The following is a 20,747-nucleotide window of genomic DNA, read 5'->3' as shown; positions in this document are numbered from 1 at the left end:
GCGCGGTTCACTGGTACCACAGCACGATGCCCGGGAAGAGAATGAACAGGAACAGCAGCGCCAGCAGCACGGCGTAGTAGGGCAGCAGCGCAGCCGAGAGTTTTTCCATCGGTACGTCACCCACGCCGCAGCCGACGTAGAGCACGGTGCCCACCGGCGGCGTGATCAGCCCGATGCCGAGCGCGAACGACATCAGCACGCCGAAATAGACCGGGTCGATGCCGAGTTTGGTGACCACTGGCGTCATCAACGGGGCGAGGATGACCATCGCCGGCGTCAGGTCCATGAAAAAACCGACCAGTAGCAGCACCACGATCAGAATCATCAGCATCACGAAACGCTGATCGGTGAGCGCGGTCAGTGCGGCGACGATATGTTGCGGCACCATGTTGGCGGTGAGCAGCCAAGCCAGCACGTTGGCAAACGTCAGCAGCAACAGCACGACGCCGGTGAGCTGGCCGGTATTCACGAACAGCTGGAACAGCTTCTTCAGCGTGAGCGTGCGATAGAAGAACAGCGACACGACGATGGCGTAGATCAGCGCGATCGCGGAGCTCTCGGTGGGCGTGAACACGCCGCCCAGAATCCCGCCCACGATGATCAACGGCAGCATCAGCGCCGGCAGCGCGGCAAAGAAGGAGTCGATGACCTCGCGTACGGAAAACGACTGTGCCGCCCCGCTGGATCGCGAGGTGGCATAGGTCGTGATCATCAGCCCGATGGTGACCAGGATGCCGGGCACGATCCCGGCGAGAAACAGGTTCGAAATCGAGGTGTTGGTGACCACGCCGAACAGAATCATCGGAATCGATGGCGGCACGATGATGCCGACGACCGACGCCCCGACGACGATCGCGGTAGCGGCCGCGGCCGAATAGCCTTTTTCCTTCATCGGCCGGATCAGCATGCCGCCGATCGCCGAGGCATCCGCCACGGCAGAGCCGCTGATGCCGCCAAAGAACATGGAGGTGAGCACCGCGATCTGGCCCAGGCCGCCGGCCATGAAGCCCACCAGCGAGCTGGCGAAGCGTACCAGCCGGCGGGCGATGCCGCCGTGGCTCATCACCTCGCCGACCATGATGAACAACGGGATCGCCAGCAGCGGAAAGGAATCCAGCCCGTTCACGCCCTGCTGGATCAGCGGCGAGAACGCGTAGTGGTAATGCATCATCAAGTAAATGCTGATGCCGGCCAGGCCGATCGAAATCGGAATGCCGATCGCGATCAGCACCAGAAGAGCGGCGAGCATGCCGAGCATGAACATGGTCACGCCCTCCGTGTAAATCGGGCGATCAGCCGCAGCAGATCCACCGTATTGGCGATCGCCAGCAGCGCTGCGAAGAACAGCATTGCCATGTACAGATACGTCTTGGAAATGCCCAGCAATGGCGTGACGCTCACATAGCCCGACACAAGTTGTTGATAGGCCATAACGATGATCACGCAGACGGCATAGACAATCGCGATCTTGATGATGTCGAAGACCCGGGCGACAGCGCCCGGCACCGCATCCTTCACGAAGGTGACGGCGATGTTCTCGTTGGCGAGACAGCCGACGCCGCCACCGACCAGCACGGCCCAGATGAAGAAATAGCGCGACATTGCCTCGGCCCAGTCATAGGAACTGTTCAGCACGAAGCGGCCGAAAACGTTGGCCGAAACACAGAAGAACACGGCGATGGTGAGCACGCCGACGACTACGCCCAGCGCAAGACGCAGGTAATGGACGCCACGCTCAACGGTGGCAACAAGCGCGTCCATGAATATCGACCCCGCAAGATCATGATGAATGAATGGCGATGGGCGGGCGCGGCGCCCGCCCATCGATGTCGCCGTCGCCCCCGACGGCGCGGCTGACAGCCCGCGTCAGTGCGGGTGGTTGGTGGCCTTCATCACCTCATCGAACAGCGGCTCGCCGATCTTGCTCTTGAAGTCCTGGTACACCGGCTGGGCCTTCTTCTTGAACGCGTCGCGCTGGCTGGCGGTCAGGTTCGTGATCTTCAGGCCCTTCTTCTCGAGCTCGCTCTTGGCCTGGGCGTCAATATCGCGGCTGACCTTGCGCTCGTAGTTGCCCATCTGGACGCTCGCGGTACGGACCAGCTTCTGGTACGGCTTGGGCAGACGCTGCCAGAAGCGCTCGGACATCAGCGTGATGAACGGCGTATAAACATGCTTGGTGGCCGTGGCGTTGGACTGTACTTCGTAGAACTTGGAGGTGAGGATGGTCACCCACGGGTTCTCCTGGGCGTCCACCGTGCCCTGGTCGAGCGCGGTGAACAGCTCCGCGAACGACATCGGCGTGGGGTTGGCACCGAGCGTACGCCAGATATCCAGCTGAACCGGGCTTTGCATGACACGGATCTTCAGGCCATGCAGATCCTTCGGTGAATTGATCACGCCCTTGCTGTCGGTGAGCTGGCGGAAGCCGTTCTCGGCCCAGCCTAGCGCCACCAGGCCGTTGCGATGATCGGTGATCTGCTTGAGGATCTTCTGTCCGATCGGGCCATCCAGCACCTTGTCGGCCTGTTTCGTATTGTCGAACAGAAAGGGCAGATCGAAGACCGCGAGTTCCGGCTCCATCTTGATCAGCGGCGACGTCGACGGCTGGGTCATTTCTGCCGTACCGGACTGCAGCGCACTGGTCATCTGCAGGTCGTCGCCGAGCTGGGCGCTGGGGAAGATGTTGACTTTGATATGGCCGTTGCTGCGCTGTTCGACGATCTTCTTGAAATAAGCCACGCCGCGATACTGGGCGCTGCTCTCGGCCAGGCCGATGCCGAACTTGATGGTGAACTGTTGATTGCCCTCGACCTTAACCGGGCCGCCCGAGACCTTTGGCATCGGCAGGAAGTGCAGCGAATCACCGCTGTTGGTGGCAGCCACCGCAGCGCCGGCAACGAGCAAGCCGCCGACCAGCCCGGCATAGCGAGCGAACATTCTGATTTTCATGGCTCTCCTTCAGTTGGTCTGCGATTCGCGATGAGCGAACCGTCGCGGCGCATCTGGACATCGGCTACCGGAGTAGCGTGCTGATCGGCGATTGGATGATCGATTTTTGTTGCGCTCCATGTTGACCATAGATGTGCATAAGCACGGCGACAATGCGCTTGCGACCAAAGTCTCGTGCGTGGCCGCCATGCGTCGGGCCGCCTCGCCCATCTTCAAATGGGACCGATTTCAAAGCGGGTCGCTGGAATGGTGGGACGATTCGCGTTACTAGGACGTGTTGAGGTTTCGTGAGCGCACTGCGTTGACGTGCGCAAATCGTGTCCGGCAAGGCGCGAGTCGCCGGCTCGGGGCGTGCCACGACCCAGACTCGCAACGCCGCCGGGCGCCCCAACCCTTCGGGACAAGCGCCTTAAATTAACGACACGACGGCAATCCAGCGTTGTCGCGCTCTCGCGTAGAACGACTACGCCACGTTCGCTACGCCTCGTCTTGCCGCCCTGGTTAATTTTCAGGGAGCGCTTGGCGCGGGCCCGCACGAGACCTCAACACGCCCGATGCAGCCGTTCGCGTGAGCCGCGCGTGGGCGACTCGGGGAAGGGGCTCACCGGCGGCTCGGAGCGGGCGGCCGGCGTGAGTATCGGGATCGCGATCCATCACGCCATCCCTTAGGCGTGTCCGCCCCTCCGCGCGGCTCGCAGGGGCCTGTCGGCGGCTTGAGCCGCCGACCTGGCTCGAGAAGCGCGTTCGGCGTTAAGCGGCAGCGCCGTGATGCGCGGGTAGGGGCTCCTCCTCAACAGGCATGGCGGCGCTGTCGACGTGTTTCGTCTTCGCTGTCGTGCTATCGGAGTGCTCGTTTTCGGCGCGCGCGTACAGCTCGAAGAATGCCACGCGCTGTTTGAGCGCCTGGGCCTGCGCTTCCAGCGAGCGGCCGGCTGCGGCGGATTGCTCCACCAGCGCGGCGTTCTGCTGGGTGGCGCCGTCCATTTGCGAGATCGCCTGGTTGACCTGCTCGATGCCGGTGGATTGTTCCTTGCTAGCGGCCGCGATCTCGGCGACCAGGTCGCTGACCTGATTCACGCGGTTGGCGATGGCTTCGAGGGCCTCGCCGGAGCGTGCGACCTGGGCCGAACCATCGGCGACCTTGCTCGCGCTATCCGCCACCAGGGCCTTGATATCTTCGGCGGCGGAAGCACTGCGGCTGGCGAGGCTGCGCACTTCGGTGGCGACGACCGCGAAGCCACGGCCTTGTTCACCAGCGCGTGCGGCTTCGACCGAGGCATTGAGTGCCAGCAGATTGGTCTGGAACGCAATTTCGTCGATCAGGCCGACGATCTCGTTGATCTGCTGGCTCGATTGTTCGATCGCCTGCATCGAGGCTACGGCGCTGGTGGCCACCTCGCTGCCCTCGCTGGCTTGCTCGCGCACGCTTTCGGCCACTTGGTTGGCCTGCGCGGCGTTGTCGGCGTTCTGTTTGACCGTGGAGGTCATTTGTTCCATCGAGGCCGCGGTTTGCTGCAGGCTGGCGGCCTGCTCTTGCGTGCGGGTACTGAGTTCGTCGTTACCGGCGGCGATTTCGTTGGCCCCGGCCGTGACCGAATCGGCTCGGTTATCGACATCGCTGACCACGTCGTAAAGACGAGCGCGCATGGATTCGATGCCGTCGATCATCCCGCCGAATTCGTCGCGATAGGGGTTATCGACACGTTCATGCAGATGCCCGTCCGTGATCGAGGCGACGAACCGGCGAGCGGCCGCCAGCGGGCGCATGATGCCGGCCATCAGCCACAGCATGACGAGTACGGCGAGTATGAATACGGCCGCAGCCGCAGCGATGATGTAGGTCTGGGAATGGCGGGCGGAGACGCGGGTATCCGCATAGGCATCGGCGGCGGCACTGCGTTGCAGTCGCCAGAGCTGATGCAGTTGCTTGGCCAGGGTGTCGATGGGTTGATGCAGCGAAATGCCGTAAATATTCGTGGCATCGAGCATGTCGGCCTGGTTCAGGTCATCCACGAAATCACCCAGTGATCCCTTGATGATCTTGAGGTTCTTGTGCGCCTGGTCGGCCAATTTTTGTTCTTTCGGCCCAGTGATGAGCGTGGGATAGTAGGCTTTCCAGCCCTGATCGATTTTTTTCTCGATCGTTCCGATATTGTCGGCCATGCGTTTCATGGCCGAGGCATCGGGCTGTGAGGTCAGCAACGTGCCGACCTGAGAGCGCAAGTCATTGACTTGGCGGTCGAGGCTGGACACCGTCTCGATGCCGGACAGGTTCTGGTTGTAGATCGCGGCCGTATTGTCGGCTGCACGGCGAATCGACCAGATCGACAGCGCGCTGAGCATGACAATGAATACGAGCGCCGCGCCGAAGCCGAGCGCGAGTTTCGCTCGCACACTTTTTCTCGGGTCCAACATCGAAAATCTCCTCGGTGATGTTTCTTATCGTGTTTGTATGGCTTCGCGAGGCGGGGCCACTACGGTCTCGAAGACGCGATAACCTCATATCTTTCATCGGCGGCGGGCGTGCAGACTTGAATCGGCAAGCTGGATCGCTTCTGCCGCGAGCGACGAACCGTACGGTGTGGGGTGTGGGGATTGGCCATCACCGATTTACGGGCGTCGGCTGCGATAATTGGTTAGTCTTGCCGGCGAAACCGCGAACTACAGGTCCGTCGTGCCCACGCTGTCCGCTTTGTATCGCTACCCGGTCAAATCCACCGCCGGCGAGGTGCTGGCGCACGCCACCGTGACCGAGGAAGGCCTGTTGCGCGATCGCCGTTTCATGGTCGTCAAGCCGGATGGCCGCTTCGTTACCGCACGGACGCACCACGGCCTGCAGCGCGTGTTTGCGCGCTTCGACGGCGAACATTTGTCGCTTACGCACGACGATTACCCGGCAATCCATGCCTCGCGACATGAGTTCAGCAGCCAGCGCTTCGATACCGGTGTCTGGGGCGACACGTTCGCCGCGCTGACCACGACGTTCGCCCTCGACGCCTGGTTCAGCCGGATCGTCGGCGAGCCGGTGCATTTGCTTTGGCTGGGCGAGCAATCCCGTCGGTATCGGGACCAGATCGGCGCTCGGGTGAGCTTTGCCGACGGCTATCCGTTGTTACTTACAGCGGAAGCCTCGCTCGCCGAGGTCAATACCTGGACCGACGGCACTCACGTCATGGCGCAGTTCCGGCCCAATGTGGTCATCGCCGGCAGCCCGGCGTTCGCGGAGGACGACTGGCGGCGTATTCGCATCGGCGACGTGGTGTTTCGGGTCGACAAACCCTGCGGGCGTTGCGTGATGATCACGGTCGATCCGGCCACCGGCGAGCGACGCCCCGATGGCGAGCCGCTGCGTACGCTCGGCCGGTATCGCAAGCAGGGCAAGGAGGTCTGTTTCGGCCAGAACCTCGTGGCCGAAAACACGGGTGAGCTCCAGATTGGGCAGGCGGTCGAGATTCTCGAATAAGCCGGCCCGGCGCGCGCTTCGCGCCGCGGATCGCATAGAGCGGGGCACAAACGGTCGGCACCCGGCAGCCGATCATTTTTGAAACGAAAGTTCGATCCGACCGGCAGCGGCTCTGCTAGCTTTCGGCGGCCGTCGCCTGGTAGCCGCGGCACTTCGCTTGTTTCGAATTGGCAGGATCGAATATGCGTGCCGCCCCCGAAAGATTGTCGTCGATGGCTCGGAATGCCCAAGTCAAGGTGCCCGAGATCACGATCTTCTTCTGGATCGTCAAGTTGCTCACCACGGCCATGGGCGAGTCGACGTCGGATTTCCTCGTGTATCACATCAATCCGTATGTCGCGGTGGTGGCCGGGAGTTTGGGCTTTGGTCTGTCGTTGGCGTTGCAGTTTCTCGTGAATCGCTACGTGCCGTGGATCTATTGGCTGGTGATCGTGATGATCGGCATCTTCGGGACCATGGTCGCAGACGTGACGCATATCGTGCTCGGCGTGCCGTATTTCGTGTCGACGACAGCCTTTGCCGTCGCGTTGGTCGCGGTGTTCGCGATCTGGGCGCGTAGCGAGGGCACGCTCTCGATCCACAGCATTTATACGACGCGCCGGGAAATTTTCTATTGGGCCGCCATTATTGCGACCTTCGCCCTCGGGACTGCCGCTGGCGATATGACGGCGACGACCCTGGATCTTGGCTATTTCGACTCGACGCTGTTGTTCGGTGCCTTGTTCGCTGTGGCGGCACTGTTCTGTGCGCTGGTCCGCGGCGATCTCAACCGGATTCTGTTGTTCTGGCTGGTGTATGTGCTGACGCGGCCCGTCGGCGCGTCATGTGCGGACTGGCTGGGCAAGTCGCATCAGGTGGGCGGTATGGGATATGGCGATGGCACGGTCAGTGTCGCGCTCGGGCTGTTGATTGTCTTCTTTGTTGGCTATCTGACCGTTTCCGGTATCGATCGGCGTCGCGAGCCGGGTGAATTGACGGGGCTGGAGGCGGCCGAAGGATAAGAGCCTATTCCAATAGGCTCTAAGTACGAGAGTCACGCGTGACGGCGTGTTGGTAAGTCGCAGCCGGGCGCCGTCGTTCGCGCGACGTGGTGACGGGGCTCGAGCGCGCAAGCGCGCCCGAGTCCCGTTGGAGCGTCTGGGCTTTTAGCCCAGCGCGGGACGACCGCGACGCTGAATCCGCCATTTGAAGACGCCGATCAGGCCCAGACCCACGGCCAACAGGCCGAGCCCGCTCGGCTCGGGTACCGGCCTGCCGACCGACTTGACCGTCAGCTGCAGGGCCCGACCCGGGCTGTTGGATAAGCCGACATCGGCGACATCGAACTGCCAGCCGGCGCCGAAATTCAGCCCGTCCAGGCCGAGATTCGAGAGGTTTTCGAAGCTCTGCGCCATCATGACGTCGAGCGTATCGCCCACCTTCAGGTTGTTGTCGGCCAGCAGATTCAGGCCGAGCAGGCTGCCGCTGCCGAAATCGGCGACGCCGTTGACGTTGACTTGGTCGGTCGATGATTGGCTGGCGATATCCAGATACAGCGACCCGTTCAGATTGAGTGGACCCTGGACGCCCAGCGTGCCGACATCGCCGGTGCCGTTACCAGGCGAGAGGATCGCTTTCTTGGCAATGGTGGTGGCGCCGACCGTACCGTGGCCCGCCAGCGTGGCGCCCGCCTTCGCTGTGATATCGCCGGCCAGATTGGCCCCGTCGCCGGCCTGATCGCCGACGATCAGTGTGCCGTCGGCAATGCCGGTGCTGCCGATATTCGTGTTCTGGCCGTTGAGCACGGTGGTACCGGCGCCGATATTCACGTGATTGAAGTGCGTTGCGTTGCCGGCATAGGCGAATTGCTGGCCGGCGCCCGGCGTGATGCTCAGCGTGCTGTTTCCGGTGCCGCCCGAGATATCGCCGTCGATACGGGCCTGGCCGCCGCGAATCCGCAGGGTCGAGTCACCGCTGCCGAGGTCGACGGCCTTGCCGCTGCCATTCGCGATGATCGTGCCGCGGTTGGTGACCGTAGCTGCATTGCCGCCGGTGAATACCGCGGCTTCGCTGCCGCCGCCCTCGATCGTGCCGCCGGCGCGATTGTCGATGGTGACGGTATGACTGTTGGCCGCCCCGGTCACCGCGATGCCGGCGCCGGTCTGGCCCTCGATCAGGCCACTGTTAATGACCGACGAATCGGCAAAAATGCCTTCCACGGGGATGGGCTGATCGGTATCCGGGTTCTTATCGAGCCCGGCGAGCGTAATGCCGTGGCTCAGGCCGGAGCTATTCTGGCCCGAGATCGTGCCGCTGTTGACGATCTTGCCGCCGCCGACCGTCACGCCTTCGCTGGTTTCCTGATAGGCGTTGCGGGATACGATGGTGCCGGTATTGTTGATATCGACCAGGCCATCGACGTCGACCCCGTCGCCATCGCCGGTGACGCCGTCACCGCTGATCAGGCCGTGGTTGACCACCGTGACCTTCTCGTTGCCGTTGAAGCCATCGATATTGATGCCGGAACCGTCGTCGCCCTGGATGGTGCCCCCTTTGTTGTTGGTGACCCGCATGGCGTAATCGCCGTTAGTCGACGTATCCGTATTGCCGCCGGTAATCCCGTGGCGCGCGCCTTCGATCAGGCTGGTGGCCGCCTTGCCGTTGGGATGATTGACCACGGTCACGCCGCTGTTGTCCTGGGCGTCGATGCCGTCGCTGCCGTCCGTGCTGTTCGCCGGATTGGTCGACTTGATGGTGCCCTCGTTGATCACGACGCCGTCCACGCCCGGACGCACGGCGTCGGCATCGAACGCGGTGATCGTGCCGCCGGCATGGTTGTTGACCGTGTTATTGCCTTGGGTCACGTGATTGAAGTCGATCGCCTGCGCGCCGCCCTGCGAGATATTCTGCGAGTTGACGGTGCCGTAGTTATCGAAGGTGACGTTGTTACCTTTGTGCAGCTGGATGACATCGGCATCCTTGCTCTGCAGCAAGGCGCCCGCCTGATTGACGACACTCAGCGTGAGATCGCTGCCGTCGTTACGAATCGCGCGCCCGCTACCTTGCTGGTCGATCGTGCCGGCGTTGTCGATCGTGGTCTGGCCAGAAACGGTGATACCCACACTGTCACTGCTTGAGGGAAGAACGAGGGCGCCGCCATTTTTGATCGTGCCGCTCTGGCCGTCGGTCAGCGTTTGCGGCGTCGTCAGGGTCTGGCCCGGGTCGATCGTGAATGAATCGGCCAGCACGGCCGGGCTGGCCAGGGTGACCGTGGCGGCACACAGGGTGGCCGCGGCCAGGGGCGTTATCGAATGCTTCATAGCTGCCGTTGTTTGAAGTATGAGACAGCCCTATAGCAATTCGTGTGCCGATAAAATTTATTTGTAAGGTTATGAATTTAAATGTTTAATAAAAGTTAAACAAAAGCGGTGTCAATTATTCTGACTTGGATTTAAGGCAGTTTCGACACTTAATGTTCATAAGATGGTCATCGTCTTGTCATATGGGTATGGCGTGCGCCGCGTGGTCGGCCGGATTGCGGTGCATTTTTAGCCAGTTGTTCAGTCCGGGCTGCGATACGCTTTTGCGCCTGCTGTAAGCGTTGCCGACACTGCCATGCCGCAGCGGCCTCGAGCGCAAGCACCCCAACCAAGTTATCTTGCCAACCTGATGGCTTACGCTGCTCGAGCGTGGCGCAACAAAACACGGCTGACAGAGGCTGTGAATGCACATTGGCGTGTCGTGGCGTGCGCATTCGAGTCGCGTCCGGCCGAATGAGCGCCGGCCAGCCGTTGTGTCGTTTGTGCCGATCGACTGATCTGTATCACGGAGCCCCGACATGCCCATCACGTCATTGCCCGACGACTATGAAATCTCGACCGCACCCGAGCGTGTCGATATCGATGTCGTGCACGGTTTTCTGGCCGAAGACAGTTATTGGGCCCGCGGGATCCCGCGGGCCGTCGTCGAGCGTGCGATCGATCACTCGCTTTGTTTCGGCGTCTATCATCACGGCGCCGCGATGGTGGGATTTGCGCGCGTGGTCACCGATCGTGCCACGTTTGCCTGGCTTGCCGATCTGTTCATTCTCGAAGGCTATCGGGGGCAGGGTTTGTCCAAGGCGCTCATGCAGCACGTCGTCGACCACCCGGATCTCCAGGGGCTGCGACGGTTGATGCTGGTTACCTCGGATGCCCATGGGCTGTATCGGCAGTTCGGTTTCAAGGGCTTGAGCGATACCGAACGCTTTCTGCAAGTGCTGCGGCCCGACTCCTACGGTCAGGCGCGTTCATAGCTACTCACGAAGCGGCGACGGCTGCCCAAGCCAGCGCAGTTCCTAGGGAACCCCGGCTCGCCGTCGACGGCCTCCTGCGATGTTCTACTCCTGAGTTTTGTCGGGCTCGTCGCCCGAGCCCGGATGACCGGTTGTTATCCAGGCATGCGCCGCTTCGACCAGCCGATCCTCCGACACGCCCTCGAACGCCTGCAGTTTGAGGAAATGCTGGGTGATCGTGAGGCCGAGAATGCTGCTCACGGCCAGCAGGGCACGCAGCTCGGCGTCGGCGCCTTCGAATGACTGGCTCAGATTGGCGACGCGGTCGTTCAGGAAATCGCGCATCGACGCTTCGGAATCCGGATCGGTGAGCATCGAACGCACAAGGGCGCGGGTTTCCGGCGGCAGTTCGCGGACACGTACGTTGAGTACGTCCAGCAGATGATCGGTCGCGCCGTTCTGGTCGTTCCAGGGCAGCTGCACCGCCACAGCGAACAGATTGGCCTTGGTGCCGTAGTGCTGCATCACGAGCGACGCATGTACCCCGGCACGTTTCGCGATGGCGCGTACGGTCGCGCCGTCGAAGCCGTGTTCGGCGAATTCGGCCTGGGCCGCTTCCAGAATACGTTGCGCCGAACGGGCGCGTCGGGCTGAGCGTGACGTGGTCGTCATTTCGCTATACGCGTGTTTATCGGATCTGCTATGTTGCCGCTAAACGAGTGTTTAGTTAAAACCGTTGCGGCGTCAAAGGAGGCGATCTGCATGTCGATTATCGCGATCGAGGAACACTGGAATTCACCGAATATCGCCGCGGCGCTCAAGGCATTGCCCGAGGGCCGTAATGACGAGAGCGTGGCGTTCAACGACATGCGCGATCATCCACAGCGGCTGGGCGACATCGGCGCCGATCGTCTGGCCGGCATGGACGCACAGGGTATCGGGATGCAGATTCTGTCGCTGGTGCCGCCAGCGACCCAGGCGCTCGCCGCCGCCCAGGCCGTGCCCTTGGCCCGGCAGGCCAACGATAGGGCCGCCGAGGCGGTGAGCCGGTATCCGTCGCGTTTTCGTGCTTTCGCGACGTTGCCGATGAGCCGGCCCGACGCCGTGGTCGGCGAGCTGGAACGCACGGCCAAACTCGGTTTCGTGGGTGCGATGGTCTATGGGCGATCGGGCGAGGCGCCGCTCGACGATCCGTGCTACGAGCCGTTGTTCGAAGCCGCCGCGGCCCTCGGCCAGCCGATTTTCATCCACCCTCAGATCGCGCCGCGAGCCGTGCGCGAAGCAGCTTATAGCGGCTTCGACGAAATGATCGAGCTGGGTTTGGCCACCTTCGGCTGGGGCTGGCATCTGGAGGCGGCGCTGGCTACGCTCCGCCTGATTCTGCGCGGCACTTTCGATCAATACCCGAGCTTGCAGGTTATTCTGGGCCACTGGGGCGAGCTGCTGCTGTTCTGGCTCGACCGCGTCGATAGCCTGTCCGGGATTGCCGGGCTGGAGCGCACGGTGTCGGACATCGTGCGCTCGAACGTGTACATCACGAATTCCGGCATGCTCAATCCCGCCATGCTGCGCCACGCGCTCGAGGTCACGTCCATCGATCGGCTGATCTTTTCTACCGACTACCCGTTCCATCAGCCGGACAAAGCCGCGATCGATGCGTTCCTGTCGGAACTGCCGGGCGATACAGAGCGGGAGAAATTTACCCGTACCAATGCCGAAAGACTGCTGTTGCGAAATGGCTGATGCGCCCCGGACAGCGGGCGGGTAGGTTGGGCAATGCGCGGAAGCGGCCGGGCCACGGCGGCCCGTAAGGTCTTCGTTCCGCTCGGGTTAATATTTCGTAAGATTTTGTTTTAATTTGAATTTATTCCTAAAGGAAAGAGGCGAGCCTCCGATATGACCTTGCGGCCGAATGGGTCGCGACATTCATCAGGAGTACCAAAATGAGTGTAGGTGCCATCGCTGCGAGTTCGCAGCATGCAATACAGGCCCAGATGCAGGCCTCCTCCGAGACCCGAGAAACGCCGGGCGTGGCCGATCACGACGGTGACAACGACGGCAGCGGGGCCCAGGCCTCGCAAGCCGCGGCCGCCTCCGGCCCGCGGGTGAACGCCTCCGGGCAGACGATCGGCCAGCACATCAACGTCACGGCCTGATCGACGGCGCCGCTCGCCGGTATCCGATCGGCGGGCGGTTGCTTGGGGTATTTAAGAGCCTATTGGAATAGGCTTTAAGCATGCGTCGATGGGGCCGCGTCGGCCGAGCGCAACACAGGCCCCGTTACGAAGCGAGCGCCAAGCTGGCCGGGCTCGATCCGAGTCCGGGTGGGAAGCCACGCGGTGTTTCGCGATAAGCGGGCCCTTGGCTAAACTCGTCATCTGATTTCCGATCCGCGGGCTCAAGCATCCCGCCCGGCCGTCGATAGGACGGCAACCGAAAACGCGGTCCGGCGTGGCTATCGTTCCCGGGACCCGTTTCGTCCTCGATATATCAGACAGGTCGACCCCGCCATGGCGTTCGATGCCCCCACGATGATGACGCTCACCATCGCGATCGCGGCGGCGGCCGCGATCTATCTATGGATCGAGTGGCGCATCGTCCGCGACGACACGTTGTTGTTCTGGAGTGCCGGCTTCGTTGCGATCACGTTGGGCTCGACGCTCGCCACATTACGCAGCGACGGCCTGATGCTTTTGGGTATCTGGTTCGCCGACGGCTTGCTTGTACTGGCGCACTGGCTTTTTCTACGCGGCGTGGCGCGGTTTACGGGGGCCCGATTATCGCGTGCGTGGTGGCTGATTGTCGTGCTCTGGCTGGCTCTGATCGTGGTGCCGCCCGTCGCCGTCGGATTCAAGCTCATCCTGTTCATGAATTCGCTGCTGGTGGGCGTGCTGGCACTGCGAACCAGTGCCCTGCTGGGCTCAAGCACGGAGACCTTGTTGCCGGACGCCGGCGCGGCGCCTTTGCGCTATGTGTTCGCTGTGCACGGGCTGTTCTATCTAATCAAGACGATCCCGACGCTCGTGCCGGGCACGCTCATCGATCTGGCCACCTACCGCGGCACGATCATCCAGGTTTCGCTGGTCGAGGGTGTGATGGCGATCCTGCTCATCGCCTTGTCGATGACCGGCACCGTGCGCTATCGCCGTGAGCGCGAGATCGAGCATTTGGCCGAGCGCGATCCGTTGACCGCGCTGTTCAACCGCCGTGCCTTCGAAGCCCGGGCCGAGCGCGTCATGACGGGCGTCGGCAATGGGAGTCGTGGTGCACTTCTGTTGATCGATATCGATAACTTCAAGCCGGTCAACGATTTATATGGTCATGCGGCCGGCGATCGGCTGCTTGTCGAACTGAGCGAACTCATTCGGACGGTGATTCCCGACAACGCGCTCGCGGCCCGGCTCGGTGGCGATGAGTTCGCCGTCATTCTCAGCGGTATCGGCCCCGAGTGCGGCCTACGCTTGGGCCATGATCTACGCGAGCGTTTTCACGCGCTGGCGGCGCAAGCCTATGCCACACCCGAGGCCGTCACGCTCAGCATCGGCCTCACCGTGTTCGACCGGTCCGAGCTGGCACTGGAAACACTCATGCATCAAAGCGACACGGCGCTGTACGAAGCCAAGCGCCGTGGGCGTAACGAAGTGCGGGCGGTTATGGCGACGGTGTAAGCGTCGGCTTGGCCGTTCGATATGAATGAGCCCGCATCTGCCGGCTCGTTATGTGCCCTTCTCGCCCGGCTTCGGTGTCAGGGCCTTGAGCAAAAACGCAAAGATCAGCCCGGTTTCCTCAAGGGCCGCGAACCGCCCGGGCAGCCCGCCGTGGCCGGCAGCCATATGGGTCTTGAGCAGCAGGGTGTGGTGGTCTGTCTTGGTGGCCCGCAGTTTGGCGACCCATTTGGCCGGTTCCCAGTAGGTCACGCGCGGGTCGGAGACCCCGGCGATCACGAGCATGGCCGGATAATCCTGGGCGGTGACGTTCTGGTAAGGGCAGTACGAGCGGATGGTTTCGAACGCCTGGGCGTCGTCGCGCGGATTGCCCCATTCAGGCCATTCGGGCGGGGTGAGCGGCAGGGTGTCGTCCATCATGGTGTTGAGCACATCCACGAAGGGGACGTCGGCGATGGCGGCGCCGAACAGGTCTGGGCGCTGGTTGACCACCGCGCCGACCAGCATGCCGCCGGCACTGCCGCCGTGGGCGGCGATCCGGCCAGGCGCGGTATAGCCTGTTTCGCAGAGATATTCGGCCACGCGGATGAAGTCGGCGAAGGTGTTGGGTTTCTTCTCGAGCTTGCCTTCGGCATACCAGCGATAACCGCGTTCCTTGCCGCCGCGGATATGGGCGATGGCGTAGACGAAGCCGCGGTCGATGAGAGAGAAACGCGTGGACGAAAACGCGGCCGGCTCGGAGATGCCATAGGCACCGTAGCCGTGCAGCAGACAGGGGGCGCTGCCGTCGATGGGCGTGTTCTTGTGGTGCGTGAGGGTGATCGGGACCTGCTCGCCGTCCGCGGTTTGGGCGGTCAGCCGGCGGACGACGTAGTCGTCGGGTTCGAACCCGCTGGGCACTTGGCGTTGTTTACGCAGGACACGCGCCCGGCTTGCCATGTCGTAATCGAAGGTTTCATCCGGCGTGTGCGGCGCGCTGTAGAGAAACCGCAGCGTGGCGGTGTCGTACTCATAGCCGGCGGCCATGCCGAGCGAGTAGGCCTCGTCCTCGAACGCGATCGCGTGGTCCTCGCCGCTGCGCTTGTCGGTGATCACGATGCGCGGCAGGGCGTCGGCGCGTTCCATGCGCACCCGATGGTTCGCGAATTCGACGTGATCGAGGATCAGCCGCCCCGGCACGTGGGGTACGAGTTCTTCCCAGTGCTCGAAATCCGGCTGCGCGATCGGCGCACGCATGAGGCAGAAGTCCTCGGCGCCGCCGGCGTTGGTCAGAAAGACGAAATATTCGCCGTTGTCGTCATCCACGCTGTATTCGCGGCCGGGCACGCGGGCGGCGATCAGGCGCGGCGTGGCTTCGGGATCGTCGGCCGGGATGAACCGCGTCTCGCTGGTCGCATGGTCGTGGGCATGGATCAGCAGATAGCGCGCGCTCTGGGTTTCGCCCAGGCCGACGAAAAAGCCGGGGTCGGATTCTTCGTAGATCAGCGTGGCGTTGGCCTGCGGCTCGCCCAGCGGCAGGCGCCACACGCGGCACGGCCGATGGCTTTCGTCGAGCGTGACGTAGAACAGCGTATTGCCGTCGGCCGACCAGGCGACGTTGCCGGTGGTGTTTTCGATCGGTGGCTGGATTTCGTCGCCGGTCGTGCCGTCTTCGGTGATCGGGCGAACGTGGATCGTGTAGGCCTCGGAGCCGCGTTCGTCGCGCGCGAATGCCAGTTTGGCGTGGTCGGGGCTGTGGTCGACCGCGCCCAGGGCAAAATAGGTGCGGCCTTCCGCCTCGGCGTCGCCATCGAGCAAGATTTGTTCACCGCTGAGCGGCTCGCCGGGCTCGGCCGAGCCGTCGGATGAACGCGGCGCACGACAGAAGATCGGGTGCTGGCCGCCCTCGCGAAAGCGGACGTAGTACACCCAGTCACCGTCCGGCGTGGGCACGCTGGCGTCCACTTCGGCCATGCGGGCGCGCATTTCGGCGACCAGTTCCGCCTGCAGCTCGGTGGTATCGGCCATCATCGCGTCGGTATACGCGTTTTCGGCTTCTAGATAGGCCCGGATATCGGCATCGAGCTTGTCCGGATCGAGCATCGCCTCGCGCCAGTTCGGATCGCGCAGCCAGGCGTAGTCGTCGTGGAGGGTAACGCCGTGGATGATCGTCTGGCTGGGTTCGCACGCCGCGATTGGCGGCTGCGGGGCGATGGGCGTTTCGAGCGGTTCGGACATGATGTCTATCGATGGTTCGAGCGGGGCCCGGGGATGGCCGGGCCAGAAATATGTGGGCAGCGCGTCATGCTTGCAATGCGCGGCGAGCGATGGGCCCACGATACGGCATTCCAGGGTTTGTCATTCGTTGCTTCTCGGCACCATGATGACGATCTTGGATTGATCGGCCGGAATCGTGGCCATGCAGCGAGAAATCAGTGAGGTCGTCATTGAATGCGTTCAGGGCGATATTACGAAACAGCGCGATATCGACATTATCGTCAATGCCGCCAACAAGCAGCTGAAGGGCGGCGGCGGTGTGGACGGCGCGATCAACCGCGCGGCCGGGCCGGAACTGGTGAAGGCCAGTCGACCGCTCGGGCCCATCGAGGCGGGTGAAGCCGTGATCACCGAGGCCTTCGAGCTGCCCAACGACTGGGTCGTGCACTGTGCCGGGCCGGTCTATTCACAGAAGCCGGAAGTCCCGAAACAACTGGCGGCTTGCTATCGCAACGCACTGGCCCTGGCCGAAGACAAGCAGGCGGCCTCGATCGCGTTTCCGGCAATCTCGGCTGGCATTTACGGCTATCCGCTGGATGAAGCCGGCGCTATCGCCGTGCAGACGGTCGGCGAGCATGCGCGGGCCGCGATCTCGATCCGTGACGTGCGGTTCGTACTGTTTTCCGAAGATGTCTTTGACGCGTTCGCCGCGGCGCTGTCTGAGCTGAACTAGCCGGGAGTAGCCACGGGCGTTGCACGTGGAACCGTTGGGCCGTAAGCCGGCATGGCCCAAGCCATCACGAGTTATAGGGTCTGTTGAGGTTTCGTGCGAGTCCGCGCCAAGCGCTCCCTGAAAATTAACTAGGGGCGGCAAGACGAGGCGTAGCGAACGTGGCGTAGTTGTTCTACGAGAGAGCGACAACGCTGGATTGCCGTCGTGTCGTTAATTTGTGGGCGCTTGTCCCTTCGGGTTGGGCCGCCCATAAAAAGTTAACTAGGGGCGCCCGGCGGCGTTGCGAGTCTGGGTTGTGGCACGCCCAGAGCCGGCGACTCGCGCCTTGCCGGACACGATTTGCGGACGCCAACGCGGCGCTCGCACGAAACCTCAACAGACCCTAGTCGACCGTGGTCAGCCGCTCGACTGGCATGGCCATGATGTAGTCGTCCATGACGAAGCCGTGGCCGATGTCTTTCACGTCCTCCTGCTCTATTTCGAAACCGATGCGTTGGTAGGCGGTAATCGACTCGGCGTTGTCACGGTTCACGCGCAGCCGCAGCGTATCGGCGCCGAATGTCCGGGCTTGCTCGCACGCGCGCTCGACGAGTCGTCGGCCCACGCCCAGATTGCGTGCCTCGATATGCACGTAGAGTTTGTCGAGCCACGCGGTCTTCGGGGCGTCGGAATCGGGTGATACGGCCGCGAAAGCCAGGAACCGCGGCCCCCGGCGGGCAAGCGTGAAGCGCGTGCCGGCAGCCAACTGCTCGTTCAATGCGCTTTCGCTGTAGCCGCCGTGAAGCATGTACTCGACCTGCTTGCGACCGATGATCGGGGTGTAGTGCTGGCGCCAGATGACATGCGCAAGCGCTGAGAGCTCGAGCAGCAGGGACGGGGTATCGGCGGCAACGAGTTCGATCGGATCCATCAGCGGCCTGAGTTAGAGTGAGAACGGGACGCCGCAAGACGTTTGCGGACGCGGTTACTGTAACCGGACTCGCGCAACAGGGCGCGACCACGGGGCGACTGGGCCAGCCGCAGCTCGATCCAGCGAGCGCGCCGGGTGAGTTGCCGCGCCTCGTCGGATTCGGGCAGCGTACGCGCCAGAAGATCCTCGACTTCGCGCAGCTCGCGCCGGCTTTCGATTTCCGGCGGTACATAGCCCGCATTCTTGAGCAATCGGTAGCCGGCCCGTAGATGTTCGGGCACGTGCGCGGCATCGTCTGCCGGCAAAGGCTTGCCCGCACCGGGTAAATCGTCGAATTCGCCGCGCTGGGCGGCCGATTCGATGTGGGCGTCGGCGAGTCGGTCCAGTAGGCTCATGGTCTGCGATTATACGCCGCAGCCGTACCTGTGGCTGTACGGTTCAACGAGGTGGATTCTAGAGATGGCGGATTACCTTGCGCCGGCGCTGGACGGCGCCGATATCGTGGATACGGTCCACGCCAACGGTCTCGAATTGGCCTACGAGCAGTTCGGACACGACGACGATCCGGCGCTCGTATTGATCATGGGGCTGGGCACCCAGCTCACGGGTTGGCCGGATGCGTTCTGTCGCGCGCTGGCCGACACCGGACTGCGGGTCATCCGTTTCGACAATCGCGATATCGGCCTGTCGACCAAGATCCGCGATACCCGGCGCTACGATTCGGCGCGCCGTGCGTTCTTCAAGTCGCTGCTGGGGCGCGAAATCAACGCGGCCTATAGCCTCGAGGACATGGCTGAGGACACGGTCGGGCTGCTGGATGCGCTCGACATCGAGCGCGCTCATTTGGTGGGCGCCTCCATGGGCGGCATGATCGCGCAGATCGTGGCCGCGACCCGGCCCGAGCGCGTGGCGACGCTCACCTCGATCATGTCCACCTCGGGCGCGCGTAAGCTGCCGCGCGGGCGGCTCAAGGTGCTGATGCGACTGGGCAAGGCGCCCAAGAGCCGTGACAAGGACGTGATCGCGGCGCATCTGGCCAAGACCATGACCTTGATCAGCAGCCCGAAGATGGGCCGCAGCTTCGACGATTGGGAAGCCGAGATCCGCCGTACCGTCGAGCGCAGCTATTACCCGGCCGGTACCGCCCGCCAGACCCTCGCTGTGCTTTCGGCGAGTCCGCGCGACGACCTGCTGGGCGCGGTGCGCTGCCCGGCGCTGGTCATTCACGGCAGCGCCGATCCGCTGCTGCCGGTCAAGCACGGCCGCGCGACGGCTAATGCGCTGCCCAATGTCCGCTATGAAGAAATACCCGGCATGGGGCACGATCTGCCGCCACGGCTGCTGCCGCGCTTCGTGGACTGGATCAGTGATCTGGTGCACGAGGCGGAACGCGCCGAATGATGTCCGCGACCGAACCGCGAGCCGGCTGATTAGAAATCGAAGCCGATCTGGTCGCCCGCGGCCGGCGGCACCCGGAACGCCGTGGTATCCAGCGAGAAGCGCTTGCCGTTGATGCCGGTCCGGCGACAGGCGAGCGCAAAGCGTTTGGCGATCAGGTCGGCGTAGGTGCCGGTGCCGGTCATGCGCGTGCCCCAGGCCGAGTCGTAGTCGGCGCCGCCACGCATCTGGTTGATCAGGCTCATGACGTGTTCGGCGCGCTCCGGATAATGCGCGGCCAGCCATTCACGAAACAGATGCTTGATGGCATGCGGCAGGCGCAGCATCACATAGCCGGCGCGCGTCGCCCCCGCGTCCGCGGCGGCACCCACGAGATGCTCTATTTCGGCATCGGTGATCATCGGAATGACGGGCGCCACTAGCGCGCCGGTGGGGACGCCCGCGTGGGCGAGCGCTTCGATCGTGCGCAGGCGCTGGGCCGGCGCGGCTGCGCGTGGCTCCAGATGTCGTTTCAGGCCGTTGTCCAGGCTGGTGAGGCTGACGAACACGCTGGCGAGATTGCGGTGCGCCAGATCGCCGATCAGATCCAGGTCGCGGGTGACGTGCGCCCCTTTGGTGATGATCGAGATCGGCTGGTTGAAGCGGTGGGCGACCTCCAGAATCGAGCGCGTGATCCCCAGATGCCGGTCGTCCGGCTGGTAGGGGTCGGTGTTCGCGCCCAGCGTGATCGCTTCGCAGCGATAGCGCGGATGCCGCAGTTCGGCTTCGAACAATTCGGCCGCGTCGGGCTTGTAGTAAATCTCGGTCTCGAAATCGAGCCCCGAGGAATGATCGAGATATTCGTGCGTCGGCCGCGCGAAGCAGTAGATGCAGCCGTGGGCGCAGCCCTTGTACGGGTTGATCGAGGCCGAGAACGGCACGTCCGGCGATTCGTTGCGCGAAATCACCCGCCGCGTCGGATCGCGATGCAGATGCGTGGCCGGCGCGGTGTCGTCTTCCTCGGCGGCGCGGTCGAGCGTGTCCCAGCCGTCGTCGAAATCTTCGCCGGCGGTTGCCGAAAAGCGCGACGCGGGGTTGGTCAGCGCCCCGCGGCCTTTGTGATGTATCGCGCGATGTACCATCTCGATACTGTATGGATGAACAGTATTGCTGGCAAGGTGCGTGGCATGGGTTGGTCGGTG

18 protein-coding genes are annotated in these 20,747 nt (G+C 63.1%); 8 read left to right on the top strand and 10 right to left on the bottom strand.

The window, feature by feature from the left end; all coding sequences use genetic code 11:
• Positions 1-7: 7 nt before the first annotated feature.
• From C41B8_RS03925 to C41B8_RS03910, 4 genes are all read right to left on the bottom strand, one after another.
• Positions 8-1,264: a TRAP transporter large permease gene (locus C41B8_RS03925; RefSeq protein ID WP_232225988.1), complete on the bottom strand. Its 1,257-nt coding sequence runs from the start codon at positions 1,262-1,264 to the stop codon at positions 8-10.
• A 2-nt stretch (positions 1,265-1,266) separates the two neighbouring features.
• Positions 1,267-1,761, bottom strand: coding sequence for a TRAP transporter small permease (locus C41B8_RS03920; RefSeq protein WP_051882992.1), 495 nt, complete (start codon positions 1,759-1,761; stop codon positions 1,267-1,269).
• 105 nt (positions 1,762-1,866) lie between these two features.
• Complete coding sequence (locus C41B8_RS03915) at positions 1,867-2,949, bottom strand: TRAP transporter substrate-binding protein (protein ID WP_037334306.1); 1,083 nt, start codon at positions 2,947-2,949, stop codon at positions 1,867-1,869.
• 750 nt (positions 2,950-3,699) lie between these two features.
• Positions 3,700-5,364, bottom strand: a complete 1,665-nt coding sequence (locus C41B8_RS03910; RefSeq protein ID WP_084188458.1) for a methyl-accepting chemotaxis protein — start codon at positions 5,362-5,364, stop codon at positions 3,700-3,702.
• A gap of 259 nt (positions 5,365-5,623) precedes the next feature.
• Here C41B8_RS03910 and C41B8_RS03905 point away from each other — a divergent pair, with 259 nt between their 5' ends.
• Together C41B8_RS03905 and C41B8_RS03900 are read left to right on the top strand one after the other, a co-directional pair.
• Complete coding sequence (locus tag C41B8_RS03905; protein WP_037334554.1) at positions 5,624-6,412, top strand: MOSC domain-containing protein; 789 nt, start codon at positions 5,624-5,626, stop codon at positions 6,410-6,412.
• Between the two features lie 212 nt (positions 6,413-6,624).
• A complete protein-coding gene (locus tag C41B8_RS03900; RefSeq protein WP_037334304.1) occupies positions 6,625-7,413 on the top strand; it encodes a COG4705 family protein in 789 nt (262 codons plus the stop codon).
• 144 nt (positions 7,414-7,557) lie between these two features.
• On the opposite strand, the gene C41B8_RS03895 is transcribed toward C41B8_RS03900, so the two are convergent.
• Positions 7,558-9,711, bottom strand: a complete 2,154-nt coding sequence (locus C41B8_RS03895) for a beta strand repeat-containing protein (protein WP_051882988.1) — start codon at positions 9,709-9,711, stop codon at positions 7,558-7,560.
• 518 nt (positions 9,712-10,229) lie between these two features.
• Here C41B8_RS03895 and C41B8_RS03890 point away from each other — a divergent pair.
• Positions 10,230-10,685: a GNAT family N-acetyltransferase gene (locus C41B8_RS03890; protein ID WP_037334302.1), complete on the top strand. Its 456-nt coding sequence runs from the start codon at positions 10,230-10,232 to the stop codon at positions 10,683-10,685.
• Positions 10,686-10,769: 84 nt separating this feature from the next.
• On the opposite strand, the gene C41B8_RS03885 is transcribed toward C41B8_RS03890, so the two are convergent.
• Positions 10,770-11,336, bottom strand: coding sequence for a TetR/AcrR family transcriptional regulator (locus C41B8_RS03885; protein ID WP_084188454.1), 567 nt, complete (start codon positions 11,334-11,336; stop codon positions 10,770-10,772).
• Between the two features lie 90 nt (positions 11,337-11,426).
• Between C41B8_RS03885 and C41B8_RS03880 the strand changes: the two genes are divergently transcribed.
• The 3 genes from C41B8_RS03880 (at position 11,427) to C41B8_RS03875 (ending at position 14,332) form a co-directional block, all read left to right on the top strand.
• A complete protein-coding gene (locus C41B8_RS03880; RefSeq protein WP_037334300.1) occupies positions 11,427-12,407 on the top strand; it encodes an amidohydrolase family protein in 981 nt (326 codons plus the stop codon).
• 200 nt (positions 12,408-12,607) lie between these two features.
• On the top strand, positions 12,608-12,820 hold the full coding sequence (locus tag C41B8_RS20360) for a hypothetical protein (protein WP_156962399.1): 213 nt from the start codon (positions 12,608-12,610) through the stop codon (positions 12,818-12,820).
• Between the two features lie 354 nt (positions 12,821-13,174).
• Positions 13,175-14,332: a GGDEF domain-containing protein gene (locus C41B8_RS03875; protein WP_037334296.1), complete on the top strand. Its 1,158-nt coding sequence runs from the start codon at positions 13,175-13,177 to the stop codon at positions 14,330-14,332.
• A gap of 48 nt (positions 14,333-14,380) precedes the next feature.
• Here C41B8_RS03875 and C41B8_RS03870 read toward each other — a convergent pair whose 3' ends face one another.
• A complete protein-coding gene (locus C41B8_RS03870) occupies positions 14,381-16,546 on the bottom strand; it encodes a S9 family peptidase (RefSeq protein ID WP_037334293.1) in 2,166 nt (721 codons plus the stop codon).
• 181 nt (positions 16,547-16,727) lie between these two features.
• Here C41B8_RS03870 and C41B8_RS03865 point away from each other — a divergent pair, with 181 nt between their 5' ends.
• Positions 16,728-17,258 carry an O-acetyl-ADP-ribose deacetylase gene (locus C41B8_RS03865; protein WP_037334289.1) on the top strand — a complete coding sequence of 177 codons (531 nt, stop codon included), beginning with the start codon at positions 16,728-16,730 and terminating at the stop codon, positions 17,256-17,258.
• 382 nt (positions 17,259-17,640) lie between these two features.
• Here the strand turns inward: C41B8_RS03865 and C41B8_RS03860 are convergent, their stop codons facing one another.
• Both C41B8_RS03860 and C41B8_RS03855 read right to left on the bottom strand, forming a co-directional pair.
• The gene (locus tag C41B8_RS03860; RefSeq protein WP_051882987.1) at positions 17,641-18,168 is read right to left on the bottom strand and encodes a GNAT family N-acetyltransferase; all 528 of its coding nucleotides are present in this window, start codon (positions 18,166-18,168) and stop codon (positions 17,641-17,643) included.
• Positions 18,168-18,563 (bottom strand): DnaJ family domain-containing protein, encoded by a 396-nt coding sequence (locus tag C41B8_RS03855; RefSeq protein WP_051882984.1) that lies wholly within the window; start codon positions 18,561-18,563, stop codon positions 18,168-18,170. Before C41B8_RS03855 ends, C41B8_RS03860 begins: the two co-directional genes overlap by 1 nt.
• 64 nt (positions 18,564-18,627) lie before the next feature.
• Here C41B8_RS03855 and C41B8_RS03850 point away from each other — a divergent pair, with 64 nt between their 5' ends.
• The gene (locus C41B8_RS03850) at positions 18,628-19,569 is read left to right on the top strand and encodes an alpha/beta fold hydrolase (protein WP_084188478.1); all 942 of its coding nucleotides are present in this window, start codon (positions 18,628-18,630) and stop codon (positions 19,567-19,569) included.
• Positions 19,570-19,598: 29 nt separating this feature from the next.
• Here the strand turns inward: C41B8_RS03850 and C41B8_RS03845 are convergent, their stop codons facing one another.
• Positions 19,599-20,687, bottom strand: coding sequence for a PA0069 family radical SAM protein (locus C41B8_RS03845; RefSeq protein WP_037334286.1), 1,089 nt, complete (start codon positions 20,685-20,687; stop codon positions 19,599-19,601).
• Between the last annotated feature and the right edge of the window lie 60 nt (positions 20,688-20,747).

The sequence above is a fragment of the Salinisphaera hydrothermalis C41B8 genome (assembly GCF_000732535.1).
Lineage (GTDB): Bacteria > Pseudomonadota > Gammaproteobacteria > Nevskiales > Salinisphaeraceae > Salinisphaera > Salinisphaera hydrothermalis.
Note: the sequence above shows the minus strand (reverse complement) of the source record. Positions and strands in the feature narration are given on the sequence as shown.